Raw genomic sequence first — 18,929 nt, forward strand, 5'->3', positions numbered from 1 at the left:
TTTTCCTGTTATCCAATGAATGAGGAGAGTCTAGACACATGAGTGTGACAATGCAGTTTGGATGCACCAAGGGGCGACCAGGTCACAGGCACTCAACGCGCCCCCTGCAGCCGCTGGGCGATACGCGCGGGCAAATCGGCCTCACAGGCTTTGACCGCCCTACCGATAGCGGCCAGCATGGCCTGCTCACCCGCACCACCATGACTTTTGATTACCACGCCACGCAGACCCAGCAAACTGGCGCCGTTATGCCGACTAGGATCGTTGCGCTGACGCATAGCACTGAGCGACCGTCTCACCCACGGCGAAACCCAGCGCAACAACCGGCTAGCCTCAATGGCATCGCGCATTTCCGCCTGCAGGTAGCCTGCTACGCCTTCGCTAGCCTTGAGCAAGACATTGCCCACAAACCCATCGCAAACCACTACGTCCGCTTCACCACGAAACAAACCATCGCCTTCGACATGCCCAACATAATTGAGCTGCTCACTGGCTGCCAACAAGACTGCAACAGCGCGCACTTCACGCGCACCTTTGTTGACCTCCTGGCCGATATTCAATAACCCAACCCGCGGATTAGGATTGCCGGTCAACTCGGCCGCCGCCGCCGATCCCATCAATGCAAATTCAAACAACTGCTCTGCTGAGCAATCCACATTGGCCCCCAGGTCGAGCACATGGCAATCATGCCCTGCTACCGGCAAGGCAGCCATAATCGCCGGCCGCTGCACGCCTTCGAGCATACCGAGCACAGAGCGAGCCAACACCATCAGCGCACCGGTATTGCCGGCACTGAGACAACCATCAGCCTGCCCGTCACGCACCAGCTCCAGCGCGACGCGCATTGAGGCATCAGGCTTGCCTCGCAATAACTGCGCAGGCAGATCATCCGCCAGCACCTGCTCAGAGGCCGGAACCACAGTAACTCGGTCAGCCGAATAGCGGGCAGCAGCAAGCAGCGGCGTAATAATATCCGCAGAACCGACAAGAATAAGATGCAGCGAGGGAAATAGCGCGAGACTACGGATTGCAGCGGGGATAATGCAACGGGGACCGAAGTCCCCGCCCATCACATCAATCGCGAGACGGATTGACGTGGACAAAACTTATTCGTCGTTGTCCTTGTTTACAACCTGACGACCACGGTAGAAACCGTCAGGAGAAACGTGGTGACGAAGATGGGTTTCGCCAGTGGTCTTGTCTACAGACAAGGCAGCGGAGGACAACGCATCGTGTGAACGACGCATGCCGCGTGCGGAACGGGACTTTTTGTTCTGCTGAACAGCCATGACTAATAAGCTCCTAAGCTCAGGTATCGCGTTTTAACTTGGCCAGCACGCTGAAAGGATTAGGCTTCTCAGACTTTTCCTCCGGCTCCGCCGTCTCAGGGCGATACCCTGGCGGATGCTGACATGTGTCCTGCGGGTGCATCGGAACTGCAGGCAAAGCCAGAAGCAGTTCGTCTTCGATCAAAGAAATCAGATCGAGCGGTTCTTCACCCACAATAACCGGTTCATAAAGACGGGGCAGCTGTTTGGCAGCCTCATCCGTTTCGACAAAACCTACATCACACTCACTATCGAGCGGTATTACAACCTGCTCGAGACAACGCTGACAGATCAACGGTGCATTGGTCTGGTAGTGACCATGCATGGTGCCGATCCCCTGCTCATCGCGTGCGAACTGCAGTTTAACCTGCACATCGTCTGCGGGAGCAGCCAGCAATGCCGCCAAACGCTGCATGCTGTCCGCTTTCACCACGCCTTCAAGGGTGATTTGGCGATCAGCAAGCCGTGCTGGCTCGACGTATGAGGGTATGGTTCCAGACATAAGCGCGCAATTCTAGGGACCAGAGCAGCATCTGTCAAAACTATTTACAGGCAAAGCATAACAGTTCGTCGGACTCGCCAGCCATATCCGACCATAGGTAAGATGCGCCGAACGCAAAACCGGAGAATAACCCATGCTGCCTTTGATCCTGGCCTCTAGCTCAATCTACCGCAAAGCGCTGCTGGAGCGGCTTAATCTGGCCTTCCAGAGCGCATCACCCGAGATAGATGAAAGCCCACTTTCAGGCGAGCAACCAGAGCAACTAACGCAACGCCTGGCACTAACAAAAGCCAAAGCCCTGCAAACGCGATTCCCGCAGCATCTGATAATCGGGTCCGACCAGGTTGTCTTGCTGGACGGAAAACCGGTAAGCAAACCCGGCAACCATGCCGAAGCGCAGCAACAACTCCAGCGCAGCAGCGGCAAAACCCTGACATTCTCGACCGCACTTTGCCTACTCAATAGCGCGAACGACCAACACCAGCTAACTGTAGAGCCCTACTCAGTCACCTTTCGCGAACTAACCGACGAACAGATTGAGCGCTACCTGCAAACCGAGAAACCATACGATTGCGCTGGCAGCTTCAAGTCAGAAGGGTATGGCATCAGCCTGATCGAGCGCATGCAAGGCGATGACCCTAACAGCCTTATCGGACTACCATTAATTCGTCTTTGCCAGATGCTAGCCCAGGAAGGCATTCACCTACCCTGAGCCAACCTGACCACTAGCGTAGAGCGGGACCAGAGAAACCCAGCTCGGTTGCAAACGCTGCACCCATACTGGCACCCAGTTGACGCGTAAACCGGGTAAAGGGCGATTCCTGGTGAGTAAAATCAACCAACTCCTCAACCCCAATCACATCGCGCGCCACTGCGGAGGTACTGGAAAGGCCGTCAATCAAGCCCAGATCGAGCGCCTGCTCGCCAGACCAGACCAAGCCACTGAACATATCCGGCGTCTCTTTCAAGCGATCGCCGCGCCCTGCTTTAACCTGATCAATGAACTGCTGGTGAGTAGTATCCAGTACCGTCTGCCAGAATTGACGCTCCTCCGGCTTTTCCGGCTGAAAGGGATCAAGGAACGCCTTGTGCTCACCTGACGTGTAGGTGCGTCGCTCGACACCCAGCTTCTCCATAGTACCCACAAAGCCGAAGCTGGCTGCGGTCACACCAATAGAGCCAACCAGACTGGCCTTGTCGGCATAAATCTCATCTGCCGCCGCGGCAATATAATAGGCACCCGAAGCGCCCAAATCGGTAATCACCGCGTAGAGCTTGATATCCGGATGCAGCGCACGCAGGCGCTTGATTTCGTCGTAGACATAGCCCGACTGCACCGGACTACCGCCCGGACTGTTAATGCGCAACACAACACCCTTGGTATTGGCGTCTTCAAACGCGTCACGCAGCGCACTAATCAGATTGTCGGCACTGGCCTCCTCCTGATCAGCAATCACACCGCGTAATTCCACAACGGCAGTATGCGGACCACCCACGCTGGATGACTCCATCTTGGCCAACGGCGAAAACAGCATGATAGCGCCGAACAGATAGGTGAATGTGAGCACTTTGAAGAAGATCCCCCAGCGGCGCGAACGACGCTGCTCCTGCAATGAGGCTTGCAGCGTTTTGTCCAGCAACTGCCAGGCTTTTTTGTCTTCGGCTGCCTGCGCCCGCGTTTCTTTGGAAACCATATCACCCTCGGTCCATTGGTCATTGCTCATCAAGCTTTCCCCATCGCGATTGTTCGGCCGTCGCGGCCAGGCTCACCCAACCAGCTAGCCAGCTCGGTAAATTCATCTATACAGTGCGCAGGAGCGCAGCACTGCAATTGCTCACGCGACTGCGCACCATAAGTTACCGCCACAGCGCGCATACCTGCGTTCGTCGCCATATCAAGATCAAAAGAGCTATCACCCACCATAATGGCCGTTGCAGCAGAACCGCCAAGCTCCTGCAAAATCTGCTGCAACATCAAAGGATGAGGCTTGCTCGCCGTTTCATCAGCACAACGGGTAGCATCGAAGTAGCCGAGTAAATCATGCTGCTTTAGCATGCGATCCAAGCCGCTACGTCCCTTACCCGTCGCCACAGCGAGGCGATAGCCATCAGCGCGCCAGCGATCAAGTGCAGCCAAAACACCAGGAAACAACTCTACCGGCAGCGCGTCCAGACTCCGATACTGCGTACGATAACTATCAACCAAGGCATGCAGGCGCCGCACATCAGGCTCTTGCGGGTACAAGGCCGCTGCAGCCTCAGGCAACCCCAGACCAATAATATTGCGAACCGCAGCAACGTCAGGCACCGGCAACGCCACCTCTCTTGCCGCTGCGCGCATTGCCGCAACAATATGCCCAACGGAGTCGGAGAGCGTGCCATCCCAGTCAAAAATAAGGGTATCGATATCAGGCATTACGCAAACGCCCCAACGCGTCATCCCACATCTTGCCAGGTAGCGCCTCCACGCTTAGCTCTTGCCCATCAGCCATCACTACCTGCAGCGACCGCGCATGCAAAAACAATCGTTTGCCGCCGAGATCACGCAATTCACGGGAAAAGTCATCGTCGCCGTACTTGGGGTCGCCGGCAATAGGATGCCCGGCATGCTTGGCATGGACCCGAATCTGGTGGGTACGCCCGGTGATAGGCTGAGCCTCCACCAGCGTCGCATAGTCACCAAAGCGCTCCAGTACACGAAACTCTGTCAGGCTCTCCTTGCCCTCGACATTGACCTCAACCATGCGCTCACCCGAACGCAGATTGCTCTTCTGCAATGGCGCATGCACCTTCCTGGTTGAAGCAGGCCAGCGCCCACGCACCAAGGCCTCGTAACGCTTGATCACACCCTTACCCTTTCCCTCACCGCGCAATTCTGCGTGCAAGTGGCGCAACACACTGCGCTTTTTGGCGATCATCAAGCAGCCCGAGGTATCACGATCCAACCGATGCACTAACTCGATTTGCGGACAATCAGGGCGCAACTGCCGCATAGCCTCGATCACACCGAAATTAAGACCACTCCCGCCATGCACAGCCAAACCAGCGGGCTTGTTTACAATAATCAAACCCTTATCCTCAAACAAAACGCTCGCCTCCAGCGCATTAAGAATGCCCTGGCCAACCAACACTGGCTCGTTTGGTGCAGGCAAACGCACCGGAGGGATACGCAGGGTGTCGCCCGCCTGCAAGCGGTAGTCAGGCTTGATCCGGCCCTTGTTAACGCGCACCTCACCCTTACGCAAAATACGGTAGATCAGGGTTTTGGGCGCACCCTTGAGGCGCGTGATCAGATAGTTATCAATACGCTGCCCGGCTTGGTCAGCGCTAATCTGATCAAACTGGACCTGGACAGGAAGTTCGGAAGGCATGTTTTTCATCCCCGCATGATACATTTTTTCATTCAATTGAAGCACTTAAAAAATGCTGCTATAGTCCAGCGAGCTGCCGCGTTTGCAGCCGGGGAGTCCAGCCCATATCAAAGCTGCCGAGCCCCAGAAACAAAGCCATACGGTCTCCGCCAACCAACGAAAACGAATGATCGGCGCGACTTATGATTGCAACACTGCCTGCTAATTTAGGCATGCAGAAAATTAACCCGCTCGCGGACAACACGCTGAGCGGCACCCGATTCAAATGGGTAAGTGTTTAGGTGGAGATGCACAGCATCAGGATAATGTAACGAGCGCTGACACTTGCCATTCAATGTGTCCCCGTTACCAGTCCAGCTGATTCCTCCCTAAGGGCGCCTTGTAGCAACATCCGGTCAGTACGCGAAGCCGGCCATTGCGCTGATCCGCATAACCTGCGTTGACAGCCCACGGTCGCCATCCGGCAGCATAAAAAAGCCTGCCGCCGTAGCCAATCCCTTGTTGTCGCAAGCCTGCCCCAAAGCAGTTTCTCTGTGTAGAAGTAACAGATTGAACTGTCGTTGACGTTGCCAACCAGCAGCAATGCGATGTGAACTCTGCACCCGGGTAGATGTTACCCAGGCCAGAAACACACCTGACACCGAACGCATGGATCGTGGGTGCCGCACAACGTGATATCCGTATAGCCCTGGAATCACAACGGTACTTCATGAAAAGAATGCTAATTAACGCAACTCAACCCGAAGAGTTGCGTGTCGCCCTGGTAGACGGCCAGCGCCTGTATGACCTCGACATCGAATCGGGTGCACGAGAGCAGAAAAAAGCCAATATTTACAAAGGCCGCATCACCCGCGTTGAACCTAGCCTGGAAGCCGCTTTCGTCGACTTCGGCTCAGATCGCCACGGCTTCCTCCCCCTCAAAGAGATCTCCCGCGAATACTTCTCCAAGCAGGTTGAAGGTCGCGTCAACATCAAGGACGTTCTCAAAGAAGGCCAGGAAGTTATTGTCCAGGTCGATAAAGAAGAGCGTGGCAATAAAGGTGCAGCACTGACTACCTTTATCAGTCTGGCTGGTCGCTATCTGGTATTGATGCCAAACAACCCTCGTGCTGGCGGTATCTCACGTCGCATTGAAGGCGAAGAACGCAATGAACTGCGTGAAGCCCTCAATAGCCTGAACGTACCGGCCGACATGGGCATGATCGTACGTACCGCTGGCCTGGGCCGCAGCGCAGAAGAATTGCAGTGGGATCTGGACTATCTGCTGCAACTCTGGGAAGCCGTTAAAGGCGCCTCCTCAGAGCGCAGCGCCCCCTTCCTGATCTATCAAGAAAGCAACGTCATCATCCGCGCCATTCGTGATTACCTGCGCCAGGATATCGGCGAAGTACTGATCGACAGCGAAAGCGTGAAGGAAGAGGCACTCAACTTCATCAGCCAGGTGATGCCGCAGTACGCGAGCAAGGTCAAACTCTACGAAGATACCGTACCGCTGTTCAATCGCTTTCAGATCGAGAGCCAGATTGAGACTGCATTTGAGCGTGAAGTTAAACTGCCGTCCGGCGGTTCAATTGTTATTGACCACACTGAAGCACTGGTTTCCGTCGACATCAACTCTGCCCGTGCAACCAAGGGCGGCGATATTGAAGAAACTGCACTGCAGACCAACCTTGAAGCTGCAGAAGAAGTTGCCCGTCAGTTGCGTCTGCGCGACATCGGCGGCCTGATCGTTATCGACTTCATCGACATGAGCCCTGCGAAAAACCAGCGCGCTGTCGAAGAGCGCGTACGCGAAAGTCTTGAAGCTGATCGCGCCCGCGTACAGGTCGGTCGTATTTCCCGCTTCGGTCTGCTGGAAATGTCTCGTCAGCGCCTACGCCCCTCACTAGGCGAAACCAGCGGTATTGTCTGCCCGCGCTGTAATGGTCGCGGCACCATCCGTGACGTTGAGTCACTATCCCTCTCCGTGCTACGCCTGATCGAAGAAGAGGCACTGAAAGAACGTACCGCCGAAGTACGAGCGCATGTACCTGTCGCTGTCGCCACCTTCCTGCTGAATGAAAAGCGCGAAGCCCTGGCCAAGACTGAAGCACGCACCAAGATACGCATCCTGATTCTGCCCACTCCGCACATGGATACGCCGCACTTTGAAGTTCAGCGCCTGCGCGACGACCACGAGTCAGTGCTGAACCAGGAAAGCAGCTTCACCATGAGCAGTGAAGTGGAAGTTGAGGAGCCGACGCCTGTTAGCCAGACACGTGCCATCGTTCGTCAGGAAGCAGCTGTCAAAGCCCTCTCCCCCACCCGTCCGGCACCTACTCCTGCGGCAACACCAGCGCCAGTGGAAGCGGTACAGGCTGCACAACCCAACCTGTTCAAAGGTTTGATCAAATCACTGGTTGGCCTGTTCGCTAACGAAGAGAGCAACAGCGCACCAGTTAAAGAAACCGAACAGGAAGAGACGCCCAAACGCCCTAGCCGCGACAACAGCAAGCGCAATAGCGATGAGCGCCGCAACAGCCGCAATCGCCGTCAGCGTGGCGACCGCAATGAGCGTGGCAACCGTCCTGAGCGTGCCGAAGGCGAGCGTAAGCAGGCGCCACGAAATGAGCCAGTAACAGAAGCGCCAGTCGAAAAGCCCGCTGAAAAGCCCGCCGAGAGCCGCCCAGCACAAGCTTCTAGCGGTTCACGTCGCCGCCGTCGCCCAGCCGACGCTGAACAGCGTGCGCCACGTGATGACGAAAACCAGGCACGCCAGCAGACCCGCGAACGTCGTCCAGCACAACACCAGGACGATCAGCAGCAGGCCGAAGAGACTAGCCTGAACGCTACTGCAACAGAGAACGAAAATCAGGAGCAAGGTAGCGAGGGTAATGATTCCGAGCGTCCAAAGCGTCGTTCACGCAGCAGTCAGCGTCGTCGCAACAACCGCCGCCGCCCACAGCAGGACGCCACTGCTGACGACGCCAGCGAAAACGCTGCTAACGCAGACGCTTCTAATACTGATACTCAAGACGCAGAAAAGACCGCCGTGGCCGCATCGGTTAGCAGCACCGCGACTGCAGTCGTCACTGAAGCAGCGGCTGCACCCACCGCGCCTGCGATTGAAGCCGACACTGAAAGCGATGCGATTACTGACGTCAAAACGCCAGTAGAAGCAGGCTTGAGCGAAGCTGCAAGCAAGGTAGAAGCCTCTATGGAAACCGCGGTCGAAGCCTTTAGCCAGGCACAGCCGACCGAGAAAGCCAGCGATGACACCTCTGATGACAGCAACGCCGAAGCCAGCGAGCCAGCTCCAAGTCCTCGTCCACGCCGTCAGCGCCAGGAACGGAAAAAGCCGGCTAACACCGAAGCTCAAGCCGAAAACGTCGAGTCTGCAACGCAGCAAGACGAACCCGTCAGCGAGCCACCGGTAGAAGCCAAGGCAGAACCAAAGGTGGAAGTGGAAGAGACCGTCGCTGTTGCGATCGAAGCCGAGCCACAGGCCGTCGCTGTAGAAGAGCCCGCGCCCGTCGCCAAACCAGTCGAAGCAGAACCGGTTGCCGTTGAAAGCACTCCCAAGGTGCAAGACAACATTCCTGCTCTGACCGAAAGCGGACGCGCTTATAACGATCCACGTGAGATTCGTCGCCGTCAACTGGAAGCCAAGCGTCTAGCTGAAGAAGCCGCTCAGCAACCACAAGCGCCGAGCGAGCCAGCACCTGCAGAGCAGGCCGAAGCCAAACCGGAAGCACCCGCTGTTGAAGCCAAGAGCGAAGAGGTAGCCACCCCAGCGGCAGCGCCAGAACCAAGCGCGCAATCCACTGAGGCCGAGCCAACGCCCGCAGCAGAGACCGAGAAAGCTGAAGCCGCAGCAAAACCGCAGCTGAAGCAGGCCGACATGCTTGAATCCTCACAGCCTGAAACCAAGACTGAAACTGAAACTGAAAGTGCCAGTGAAGTCGAAGCTGAAAGCGCAGTGAAAGCCGAGCAGGAAGACGACAGCCACAAGTCGTAAATCCGGCAGCAATAAAAAAGGGATGCTTCGGCATCCCTTTTTTTATCCAAATGGTGGGTTAATTTGACACTCGAAGCTAAAGACTAAACCTACGGTTGGCCCAGTAACGGCGGCTCTTGCTCCAGGCTAACGCCAAACCGTTGCTGAACATCGCCAGCCACATCGGCCGCAAGCGCCAGAATGTCGGCCCCTCTCGCCATACCATAGTTGACCAAAACCAGTGCCTGCGCCGCATGCACGCCGACATCACCCTGCCGAAAACCCTTCCACCCCGCCTGCTCTATCAACCAGCCAGCCGCTAGCTTGCATAGCCCGTCAGCTTGCGGAAAGTGCGGCATGCCCGGAAAACGCAACAGCAGCGCATCAGCGGCCGCCTGCGGGACCAACGGGTTCTTGAAAAAACTACCCGCATTAGGCAGTACCTTGGGGTCCGGCAACTTGCTGCGCCGAATCGTACAAACCAACTCACTCACTACCCGCGGATCGGGAAAGCGTAACCCGGTTGCCTGCCAGGCGGCCGCCAGGGGCGCGTAGGCGATATTTATCTGCGGCCGGGAAAATAGACGGAAGCGTACTCGCAAGATGATGTAACGCCCGGGAGAGCGCTTAAAATGACTGTCACGATAGGAGAACTCACTGTCTTCGAGCGAAAAGTATTTAACCTCTCCAGTCTGGCGATCAAGTGCATCGAGACTGTGAAAGACATCTTTTACCTCAACCCCATAAGCGCCAATATTTTGCACCGGCGCCGCACCCACAGTGCCAGGGATCAAGGAGAGATTTTCCAAACCGCTTAACCCCAAATCGAGCGACCAGGATACAAAGTCATGCCAGTTTTCGCCAGCAGCAGCCTCTATCACCACCGCCTGCGAAGAACGCGACAGCACACGCCGTCCACGGCTGCGCATGAGTAGCACTAAGCCTGCGACCGGGCCCGCCAACACCAGGTTGCTGCCGCCACCCAGTAAGGTAACCGGCCAGTCGTGTTCGCCTGCCAGCGCCAAAGCCTCCTGCAACTGGCGATCATCTTCGACTACGAGCAAGCGCTCTGCGCGTTCGCTCACAGCCAGCGTATTGTAGGCACGCAAGTCAACATTGGACTCAAGCGCAATCAACGGCGTACCTGCTGATCCAACAGTGCGTCGGCTGCGGCTTCCAGCATATCCAGCACCTGCTCAAAACCATCATCACCACCAAAATAGGGATCAGGTACTTCCTGCGCCAACTCCGGGGCATAACTCATGAACAAACGTATTTTGTCATGTGCCGTCACAGGAGCCCTAGCCAGCAAATTCTGCAGATTGCTGTTATCCATCGCCAGCACGAGATCAAATTCGTTGAAATCGCTATCACGTACGGCCCGCGCGCGCTGACTGGAGAGATCATAGCCACGCTTTCGCGCAGCAGCGCTAGCCCGCCTGTCTGGCGGCTCGCCTTCGTGGTAGCCACCCGTACCCGCAGAATCCACTACAAACTGCTGCTGTAACCCACGCTCTTTCAGGCGAGCTTCAAATACGGCTTGCGCGCTGGGCGAGCGACAGATATTGCCCAGACAAACAAAGAGAACTCGAGTCATCTGGCTTTTCATGATTGCCCCAACAAGGCCCTAACCCGCTCCAGATCAGCCTGGGTATCCACCCCGGCCGGCAATGGCTCACAGGCATCGGCAACATGAATTCGAGTACCGAACCAAAGTGCACGAAGCTGCTCCAACGACTCCGCCTTTTCCAGCGGACTGGCAGGCCAGGTCACGTAATCATGCAGAAAGCCGACCTTGTAGGCATAAATACCGATATGGCGACGAAAGGGAATATCAGCGGGAAGCGACGCGGGCCCGTCAGCAAAGGCATCACGGCACCAGGGCATTGGGGCACGACTGAAGTACAGTGCAAATCCGCGTTGATCGCAGACAACCTTCACCGCATTTGGATTGAATAACGACTCGCTGTCTTCGATCGGCTCGCACAGCGTCGCAATACCCGCCTCGGCTGAGGCAATCAGGTTAGCGGCAACCTGATCAATCACCGCTGGGGGGATCATCGGCTCATCTCCCTGCACATTGACGACACAGGCGTCCGACGGCAATCCCAGCAGGCTGACTACCTCCTGCAAGCGATCTGTGCCCGAGGGATGATCTTCGCGCGTGAGCACGACCTCTGCGCCAAAGGCTTTGCAAGCCTCAACAATCCGCGGATCGTCGGTAGCAACGGTAACCGAGACGGCAGCACTTTTACGCGCCTGCTCCCATACATGTTGCACCATAGGTTTACCGGCGATCAGCTGCAGCGGCTTACCAGGCAACCGGGTCGAAGCGTATCGGGCAGGAATAATGACGTGGAACATGTATCAGCGATCCAGTTTTTCGTCGGCATCAAGCGCGCGCGCTTCTGTCTCCAGCATCACTGGAATCCCCTCACGGATCGGATAAGCCAAACCATCGGCGCGGCACCATAGCTCCGTTTTTTCAGCATTAAGCACCAGCGGGCCTTTGCAAATAGGGCAAGCTAGTACATCTAATAGTTTGGGATCCATGAATTACTCCTGAGGTGACGTGGGCGAAAGAGACACAGGGGGCAACAAGGCGATCAAGGCGTCTGCGAAAGCGTCGCTCATATCGGCATCGACACTCAGATACCACCAGTTGCCTTGCGCCAGGTTGCGGCATTTAACTGCATCCTTCTCGGTCATTATGACCGTTTTACCGGGCGGTAGATCGCCCAGCAACTCAACTGAATAGCTGGCGTGGTCAGCAAAGACGCGAGTCTCATAAGCAAACCCACAGTTATCCAGCGTACGAAAAAAACGTTGCGGGTTACCAATACCCGCCAAGGCAACTACCTCTCGATCACCCTGCCATAACTTCAGCGGTACAGCGTCACCACTGAGCAGGTTAACCAGGGTAGTGGGTCGCAGATGCATCGCGTACCGGCCGCCCTGATCTGCGGGCGCGCCGTTACTCACAATCAGGTCCACGCTATCCAGGCGCTCTGGAGGCTCGCGTAAGGGGCCCTCCGGCAGGCAACGGCCATTCCCGAGTCCGCGCTCTGCGTCCAACATAACCAGCTCAACGCTTCGCCCCAGCGCATAATGCTGCAGGCCATCATCGCTGATGATCACATCTACAGGCTCGTGTGCGAGTAAAGCGCGGGCCGCAGCAGACCGGTCAGGATCGATAAACACGGGAACGTGAACACGCTGGGCAATCAAGAGTGGCTCGTCGCCAGAGTGAGCAGCCTCACCTGCCGGGTCGACTTGCCAAGGATAGTGCGGTGGTTGTCCGCCATAGCCGCGACTTACCACACCCACTCGATACCCACGGCTGAGTAAAAAGCTGACAATCCAGAGCACCATTGGCGTCTTGCCAGTACCACCCAGGGTAATATTGCCCACTACGATCAGCGGCACCGGAGGTGACCACTGACTGCGCTCGCCGTAAAGATAGCGCTCTCGACGACGACGGACCAAGTAGGTGTAGAGCGCGGAGAGCGGACGCAGCAAAACCAACCAAGATTGCTTGCCGTACCAGGCGCGCAAAAGGCCCTGTTCCAGACTTTGCTGCCAGCTCATTACCGCTGCGCCAATGACTGAAACCGCGAGAGCAGCAAGGTGGATCGCATCTCAACCGGTCCGCACTCGGCTAACAGCGCAATGCACCATGAAGCAGTAGCTGCAGCTGCGAAGAAGAAGCCATTCACTGCTGCTCGCCCGCTCCGATTTCGCTGGTGGTCAGACGCAAGCGGCTGAAACCAAGCTGACCTGCTGCATCCATTGCGGTAATAACGTACTGGTGAGGTGTTTGTGCATCAGCAGTAATCACCACGGGCAACATATTGTCACCACCTGACTCCTTCTGCAGGGCCGCCTTCAGGTTGCTCAGGTTGGAATTAAGCAACGCCTTCTCATTCAGCGCCATTTCTCCGGTGGCAGAGATAGTGAGTTCGAGCTGCTGAATATTGCGATTTTCTACTCGCTCGCCGGATGCCGCCTGCGGCAGATCCAGCTTCAGCTGCGTTTCACGGGTGAAGGTAGTCGACACCATGAAGAAAATAAGCAGCAGAAAGACCACGTCAATCAACGGCGTCAGGTTAACACTGACCTCTTCCGTTCTCTGGCGGCGAAAGTTCACGATCAGGCCCCCTTGCCAGCCGCGGCAGGCTTGGGCTTCGGCTTGGCAGAAGCGCTATCCTTGCCACCGTTGAACTCAACATCGCGATTACCCTGCACCACCTCTACCAGCTTGGTCGCTTCCTGCTCCATGGCGATAACCAGCTCATCCACCCGGCGCACAAAAAAGCGATGGAAAAATACAGCGGGGATAGCGACAGTCAAACCCGCGGCAGTGGTGATCAGTGCCTTGGAAATACCGCCGGCTAGTACGCCGGTATTGCCGGTGCCTTGCACCATGATCGCACTGAACACGTCGATCATGCCGATCACCGTACCCAAAAGCCCAAGGAGCGGCGTAATCGCAGCAATGGTGCCTAGGGTATTAAGATAGCGTTCCAGTTCGTGCACGACCTTGCCGGCCGCTTCCTGGATACACTCCTTCATGATTTCACGCCCATGCCGTGAGTTAGCCAGACCGGCAGCAAGTATTTCGCCCAAGGGTGAGTCAGCTCTCAGGGTTTTCAACTTGACCGCATCCAACTGACCATCCTTGACCCAGCGCCACACCTGCCCGAGCAGATTTACCGGAGCAACACGACTACTGCGCAGTGCCCACAGACGCTCAATAACAATAGCCACAGCAATTACCGAAGACAGAATGATCGGCAGCATCAGCCAGCCACCGGAACTGATCAATTCCCACACAAGCGATCCCTCCCCTAAAATGGTTGTTTACTCTAGCACAGACAATCCGCTGAAACGCCCTGTTCCAGTGCTCTCTGCACCTTATTGTTCATGCCAGAAACGCCGTTCTTGCTGACGCCAGCGCCAGCTCAAACCAGGCTCGGCATTCGCCTTCAGCGTAAAACGAATGGCTCCGGAGGCGGCAGTATAAACCGGTTCGACTGACAGTTCCCGGTATCGTGCCACAACCTTTGCGTGCGGGTGACCATAACGGTTATTTGCACCTGCACTGAACACCACCCACTGCGGCGCTACCCGTCGAATAAAAGCATAGGAGGAGGAGCTGATACTACCGTGATGCGGAGCCAGAAGGAGGCTTGCAGGGGCCAGCTTTTCAAGCAGCGAATACTCTACCGACTGACCTATATCACCGGGCAACAAGGCGCCATTTGAGCCGGCCGCTAGCTGCAGAACACAGGATCGATCATTAGCCTGCGATCCATCAGCCCCCAGCGGCGTCAACGTGAAATCGATACCATCCCACTGCCAATGCTGCACGGCGCAAAGCTCTGCATTGAGTTGATCCGGCAGACGTTCCGGCTCACCGCTCACCACACGATCAACCGGAATGCGGCGGGCGACGGCCAGCGCACCGCCAGCATGATCGTTGTCGGCATGGCTGAGCAGCAACATATCCAGGCGCTTTACACCACTGGCCTGAAGTGCAGGAGCCACCACTGCCTCACCCAAGTCAAAGCCGCTGGACAGGCGCGCGCCGGCGTCGTAAAGCAAGTCGTGCTGCGCAGTTTGCACATGCACTGCAAGCCCCTGACCAACATCCAGCACAGTAACCCAGACCTCGCCCCTGGGCGGCCGCTCAAACAACGGGCAGAGTAAAGGCAGAAAGCAGACTAAGGCGGGGAGCCAAAGCAAACGTACCAGAGGACTCAGAAGTAGCAGCACGCCAAGCAGGGTAGTCACCCAGGCCAGCCAACCCGGATTGGCAAAATGCAGCAACGGGCTGTACCCGGAGATCCACTGCAATACTGAAAACAGCCACCCCAGTGCAATCGCGGACCACTGCAATAACAGCGGCCAATGGAAAGCCACCTCAAACAATGCCCCCAACAATGCTGCTGGCAACACCAGCAGGCTGATACAGGGGATTGCGACCAGGTTGACGATAAAGGCAGAGGCGCTGCTGGGCATACCCCACAGCAGTAACCACGGCCACAAGCCTAAATAGACCAACCACTGCGCGCGGCCCCAGCGAGCCCATATGCCACGCTGCGCCAACCTGCCACCCAGGCCGAATATCAGCAAGCCTACCGCAACAAAGGACAACCAGAAGCCCGCACGCAAGGGGGCCGCCGGATTAAGCATAACCACCGTTACCAGCGCCGCGAGCCAAATCAGAACTGCGCTGGGTCGGCGCTGAGACAGTTGCGTCAGCGACACCAGGGCGCACATCAATAGCGCACGCTGAACCGGAACGGCAAAACCGGCAAGCCAAGCATAGACGCCAGCCGCCATCAGGGCTAACGGTACCGACAGCCAAAGCTGGGGCCATGGCCAGTTAAAGTGCCCCCAACTCAGTAGCTGCCTTGTAAGCCAGAACACGGTCAAGGCCAGAATGCCGACATGCAAGCCGGAGATGACCATCAGATGGCTGGTACCTGTCGCCTGCAACACCTCCCAGTCGGCCTTCGCCAGACTGCCTTTATCTCCCAGTAGCAACGCAAGCAGACGCTGACCTTGAGGGACAGGCTCCAGCGCCTGAGCAAAACGCGAGCGCAAGTGATCACGCCAAGGTGCGGTAGACGGCGCTGACAATCGCTCACCGCCCCGCACACTGCCCAAGCCACCGGTGCCAGAGGCGTAAAGCCAGGCTTCGTAATCAAAGGTACCGGGGTTGCTCATCCCGCGAGGACGTCGCAGGCGAACTTCAAAGCGCCACAACTCTCCAGCGGCCAACGGCTGACCCGCCCACCAGTGCATACGTAGATCGGGCAAAGCGTCTGCAGTATCAATCGCCCTAACGCCTTCCAGCCGGAAGCGCCAGCCGGTTGCGGTTTGTTCCGGCAACGACGCAATACGCCCCTCCACAACCAGGGTCTCGCCGTCATACGAGGGTGCAAGCCGTTGCGCAAGCGCCTGATGGTGAAAGAGTAGAGCCCAGCAAAAACCTAAAAGAAGCAATGCGCAATAACGCCCAACCAGGCTGACGCGCCATACACAAAAGGCACAAAGGATTAGTAGTGGCGCCAACCACCAAGGCGGCAGCTGGGCAAAACCTAGCGGTAGTAACAAGCCGACAAACAAGCTTGCCAGCAGAAGGCGCAGATCAGTCAAGCAAACATCCTGTAATCGACTATGCTGCCAGACAGTAGTCCCCGTCCGACATTCCATGCATAATTGGCGCACGCCACAGTAGCCGAAACCCTGAGATGCCTCGCCGTCTATTCAAACGCCTGATGCCCCATCCAGATAGGATCAAGGGCAGCAAGTCCCTGCGATTCATGGGCAACCTGCTGCACGATCCGAATCTCTGGCACCTCAACCGCCATAGCGTCGCGCGGGCAATGGCAGTCGGCCTCTTTGTGGCGCTAATACCGATTCCACTGCAAATGCTCCTGGCGGCCGCTATAGCCGTTCTAGCGCGTTCCAACCTGCCCATCTCCATCAGCCTGGTTTGGCTGACTAACCCGGTCACCATGCCCCCCATTTTCTACGCGCAATACAAAGTCGGCACGCTGCTTCTGGGCGCACCGGAGCGCATCATGCCGATGGAGTTATCGGTCAACTGGTTAATGGCTGAGTTACACCATATCTGGCAGCCGCTACTGCTGGGATCATTGCTGGTGGCCAGCATCGTAGCCGCACTGGGCTATTGCCTGACCATGTTGTATTGGCGATGGTGGGTGTCACGCAACTGGCAACGGCGCAAAATGCGACGCCGTCACCAGTCTTGATCAAGGCTGCTCGCAGAGCTGCCCTTTCTTCAGCGTAAAAATACGATCCATCTGACCTGCCAGGGCCAAATCGTGGGTAACCACCAGGAAGGCGGTGCGCAGTGTTTGACTGAGTTCCAGCATGAGCTGCTGAATACTTTCCGCGGTATGCTGATCCAGGTTACCGGTCGGCTCGTCCAACAGGACACAGGCGGGCTCGTTGATCAGAGCTCGCGCAATAGCGACCCGCTGACGCTCACCACCGGATAATTCCGCTGGCTTGTGCGTGACCCTTTCAGCCAAACCAACACGCTCCAGCATCGCCTGCGCCCGCTTGCGAGCTTGCGCAATGGGTGTCTTGCCAATCAGCAAGGGCATACACACGTTTTCCAGAGCGCTGAACTCGGCCAACAGATGATGGAATTGGTAAACAAAGCCAAGATCTGCATTTCGCAGTCGACCACGCTGGGTTTCCTGCATGGCAGACAGCTGCTGCCCAGCCAACCACACCTCGCCTTCGCTTGGCGTATCCAGACCACCCAACATATTTAGCAGGGTCGTTTTACCCGAGCCAGAACTGCCGACGATGGCAATACGCTCGCCACGATGCAAAGAAAAATGCACCTGATCCAGCACCCGCAGACGCTGCGGGCCAACGGCGTATTCCTTACTCAGGTTACGACACTCAAGAACGACATCAGTCATAACGCAGGGCCTCCGCTGGCTCGGTTCGCGATGCCCGCCAGGCGGGATAAAGGGTGGCCAGGAAGCTCAGGCTGAGTGCCGCACCACAGATAATCAAAACATCACTCCAGATTAGCTCCGAAGGCAGGTAACTGATGAAGTAAACATCGGAGCTGAGGAACTGAATGCCCAGGGTATGCTCAAGCCAGGCAACGCCCTGCGATACATTCAAGGCAGCAAGTACCCCCAGTACACAACCACTCAGCGTGCCAACCACCCCGATTACCGAGCCCTGAACCATGAAAATACCCATGATCGACAGGCGCGTAGCACCCAGGGTGCGCAGAATAGCGATATCTGCCTTCTTGTCGGTTACCACCATCACCAGGGTGGAGATAATATTGAATGCCGCTACCGCAACAATCAGCATGAGTAACAGACCAATCATGGTCTTCTCCATCTTGATCGCTGCAAACAGGTTGCCGTGCGTACGAGTCCAGTCCTGCGCGTAATAGTCGCCCGGTAGCTGAGAGACCAGATCCCAGGCAACCCTGGGGGCCTCAAACAGGTTATCCAGTTTGATACGTACACCCTGTACTTGTCCCGGCTGCCAACGATTCAGCTTGGCTGCATCATCCAGGTTGATCATCGCCAGCGAGCTATCCAGCTCGGCGCCGACCTTGAATACACCGGCCACGGTGAAGCGCTTCAAACGCGGGAAAACACCGGCTGGCGTGACCGAGGCTTCGGGAAGTACGAACGTCAGCTTATCCCCGACCTCGACATTGAATCGCTTGGCAATCAGCTCGCCGATCACGATGCCAAAATCCCCGGCAGTCAGGTTATCCAGTGAGCCGCTCTGCATATGGTTTTCGATAATGGAAACCGTTTTCTCCGCCTCCGGCTCGACCCCGGTGACCAGCACAGGGGCTACACTGCCATCGTGCGTCAGCATGCCCTGCAGCTGAATAAAGGGCGCGGTCGCGACTACCTTTGGGTTAGCAATCAACTTGTCCGACAACGACTGCCAATCACTGATCGGCTGGTAGCCGTTGATGGTTGCGTGCGGCACCATGCCGAGAATGCGCGTCCGCAGTTCTCGATCAAAGCCGTTCATCACCGACAGAACCAAAATCATGACCATTACGCCGAGGGTAAGACCCAGCATGGAAATCAGTGATATGAAGGAGATAAAGTGGTTACGGCGCTTGGCCCGCGTGTAGCGCAATCCAATAAAAAAGGGTAAGGGTCTGAACATGAAAAGCAGGTTACCTTATAAGCCGGGCTCAGCCGGTGAATTTTGAG

Annotated in this window: 18 protein-coding genes and 1 pseudogene; 3 read left to right on the plus strand and 16 right to left on the minus strand. The window is 56.6% G+C overall.

Annotated features, from left to right (window positions below):
• Window positions 1–92: 92 nt before the first annotated feature.
• From plsX to EF096_RS11795, 3 genes are read right to left on the minus strand one after another with little or no spacing between them, the layout of a single operon-like run.
• Entirely contained in the window at window positions 93–1,103 is a 1,011-nt protein-coding gene (plsX, locus tag EF096_RS11785) for a phosphate acyltransferase PlsX (RefSeq protein WP_123889832.1), read from the minus strand.
• 3 nt (window positions 1,104–1,106) lie between these two features.
• Window positions 1,107–1,289 (minus strand): 50S ribosomal protein L32, encoded by a 183-nt coding sequence (gene rpmF / locus EF096_RS11790; protein ID WP_065335934.1) that lies wholly within the window; start codon window positions 1,287–1,289, stop codon window positions 1,107–1,109.
• A 19-nt stretch (window positions 1,290–1,308) separates the two neighbouring features.
• Window positions 1,309–1,830 carry a YceD family protein gene (locus EF096_RS11795; RefSeq protein ID WP_123889833.1) on the minus strand — a complete coding sequence of 174 codons (522 nt, stop codon included), beginning with the start codon at window positions 1,828–1,830 and terminating at the stop codon, window positions 1,309–1,311.
• Window positions 1,831–1,963: 133 nt separating this feature from the next.
• Here EF096_RS11795 and EF096_RS11800 point away from each other — a divergent pair, with 133 nt between their 5' ends.
• On the plus strand, window positions 1,964–2,542 hold the full coding sequence (locus EF096_RS11800) for a Maf family protein (RefSeq protein ID WP_123889834.1): 579 nt from the start codon (window positions 1,964–1,966) through the stop codon (window positions 2,540–2,542).
• Window positions 2,543–2,555: 13 nt separating this feature from the next.
• Here EF096_RS11800 and sppA read toward each other — a convergent pair whose 3' ends face one another.
• The 3 genes from sppA to rluC are packed head-to-tail and all read right to left on the minus strand — an operon-like array spanning window position 2,556 to window position 5,201.
• Entirely contained in the window at window positions 2,556–3,524 is a 969-nt protein-coding gene (sppA, locus tag EF096_RS11805; RefSeq protein WP_123889902.1) for a signal peptide peptidase SppA, read from the minus strand.
• A 29-nt stretch (window positions 3,525–3,553) separates the two neighbouring features.
• Window positions 3,554–4,246 (minus strand): HAD-IA family hydrolase, encoded by a 693-nt coding sequence (locus EF096_RS11810; protein ID WP_123889835.1) that lies wholly within the window; start codon window positions 4,244–4,246, stop codon window positions 3,554–3,556.
• Window positions 4,239–5,201, minus strand: a complete 963-nt coding sequence (gene rluC / locus EF096_RS11815; RefSeq protein WP_123889836.1) for a 23S rRNA pseudouridine(955/2504/2580) synthase RluC — start codon at window positions 5,199–5,201, stop codon at window positions 4,239–4,241. Before rluC ends, EF096_RS11810 begins: the two co-directional genes overlap by 8 nt.
• 709 nt (window positions 5,202–5,910) lie before the next feature.
• Between rluC and rne the strand changes: the two are divergent.
• Window positions 5,911–9,090: pseudogene (gene rne, locus EF096_RS11820) on the plus strand (ribonuclease E); the annotation flags it as partial.
• A 197-nt stretch (window positions 9,091–9,287) separates the two neighbouring features.
• Here rne and murB read toward each other — a convergent pair.
• From murB to EF096_RS11860, 8 genes are all read right to left on the minus strand, one after another.
• Window positions 9,288–10,313, minus strand: coding sequence for a UDP-N-acetylmuramate dehydrogenase (gene murB, locus EF096_RS11825; RefSeq protein ID WP_123889838.1), 1,026 nt, complete (start codon window positions 10,311–10,313; stop codon window positions 9,288–9,290).
• Window positions 10,310–10,774, minus strand: coding sequence for a low molecular weight protein-tyrosine-phosphatase (locus tag EF096_RS11830; RefSeq protein WP_123889839.1), 465 nt, complete (start codon window positions 10,772–10,774; stop codon window positions 10,310–10,312). Before EF096_RS11830 ends, murB begins: the two co-directional genes overlap by 4 nt.
• Window positions 10,775–10,782: 8 nt before the next feature.
• On the minus strand, window positions 10,783–11,541 hold the full coding sequence (gene kdsB, locus EF096_RS11835) for a 3-deoxy-manno-octulosonate cytidylyltransferase (protein WP_123889840.1): 759 nt from the start codon (window positions 11,539–11,541) through the stop codon (window positions 10,783–10,785).
• Between the two features lie 3 nt (window positions 11,542–11,544).
• Complete coding sequence (locus EF096_RS11840; RefSeq protein WP_123889841.1) at window positions 11,545–11,730, minus strand: Trm112 family protein; 186 nt, start codon at window positions 11,728–11,730, stop codon at window positions 11,545–11,547.
• Between the two features lie 3 nt (window positions 11,731–11,733).
• Window positions 11,734–12,765: a tetraacyldisaccharide 4'-kinase gene (lpxK, locus tag EF096_RS11845; protein ID WP_123889842.1), complete on the minus strand. Its 1,032-nt coding sequence runs from the start codon at window positions 12,763–12,765 to the stop codon at window positions 11,734–11,736.
• A gap of 124 nt (window positions 12,766–12,889) precedes the next feature.
• The gene (locus tag EF096_RS11850) at window positions 12,890–13,324 is read right to left on the minus strand and encodes an ExbD/TolR family protein (RefSeq protein WP_123889843.1); all 435 of its coding nucleotides are present in this window, start codon (window positions 13,322–13,324) and stop codon (window positions 12,890–12,892) included.
• 2 nt (window positions 13,325–13,326) lie between these two features.
• Complete coding sequence (locus EF096_RS11855) at window positions 13,327–14,010, minus strand: MotA/TolQ/ExbB proton channel family protein (protein WP_123889844.1); 684 nt, start codon at window positions 14,008–14,010, stop codon at window positions 13,327–13,329.
• 81 nt (window positions 14,011–14,091) lie between these two features.
• Complete coding sequence (locus EF096_RS11860) at window positions 14,092–16,341, minus strand: DNA internalization-related competence protein ComEC/Rec2 (protein WP_158611273.1); 2,250 nt, start codon at window positions 16,339–16,341, stop codon at window positions 14,092–14,094.
• Between the two features lie 95 nt (window positions 16,342–16,436).
• Between EF096_RS11860 and EF096_RS11865 the strand changes: the two genes are divergently transcribed.
• Complete coding sequence (locus EF096_RS11865) at window positions 16,437–16,961, plus strand: DUF2062 domain-containing protein (RefSeq protein WP_123889846.1); 525 nt, start codon at window positions 16,437–16,439, stop codon at window positions 16,959–16,961.
• Here EF096_RS11865 and lolD read toward each other — a convergent pair whose 3' ends face one another.
• Both lolD and EF096_RS11875 read right to left on the minus strand, forming a co-directional pair.
• Window positions 16,962–17,645: a lipoprotein-releasing ABC transporter ATP-binding protein LolD gene (gene lolD, locus EF096_RS11870; RefSeq protein ID WP_123889847.1), complete on the minus strand. Its 684-nt coding sequence runs from the start codon at window positions 17,643–17,645 to the stop codon at window positions 16,962–16,964. It abuts the gene before it with no gap.
• On the minus strand, window positions 17,638–18,882 hold the full coding sequence (locus EF096_RS11875; protein WP_123889848.1) for a lipoprotein-releasing ABC transporter permease subunit: 1,245 nt from the start codon (window positions 18,880–18,882) through the stop codon (window positions 17,638–17,640). The genes lolD and EF096_RS11875 overlap by 8 nt, the downstream gene beginning before the upstream one ends.
• Window positions 18,883–18,929: the final 47 nt, after the last annotated feature.

Source organism: Pseudomonas neustonica (assembly GCF_003797945.1).
In the GTDB taxonomy this organism is placed as follows: domain Bacteria; phylum Pseudomonadota; class Gammaproteobacteria; order Pseudomonadales; family Pseudomonadaceae; genus Halopseudomonas; species Halopseudomonas neustonica.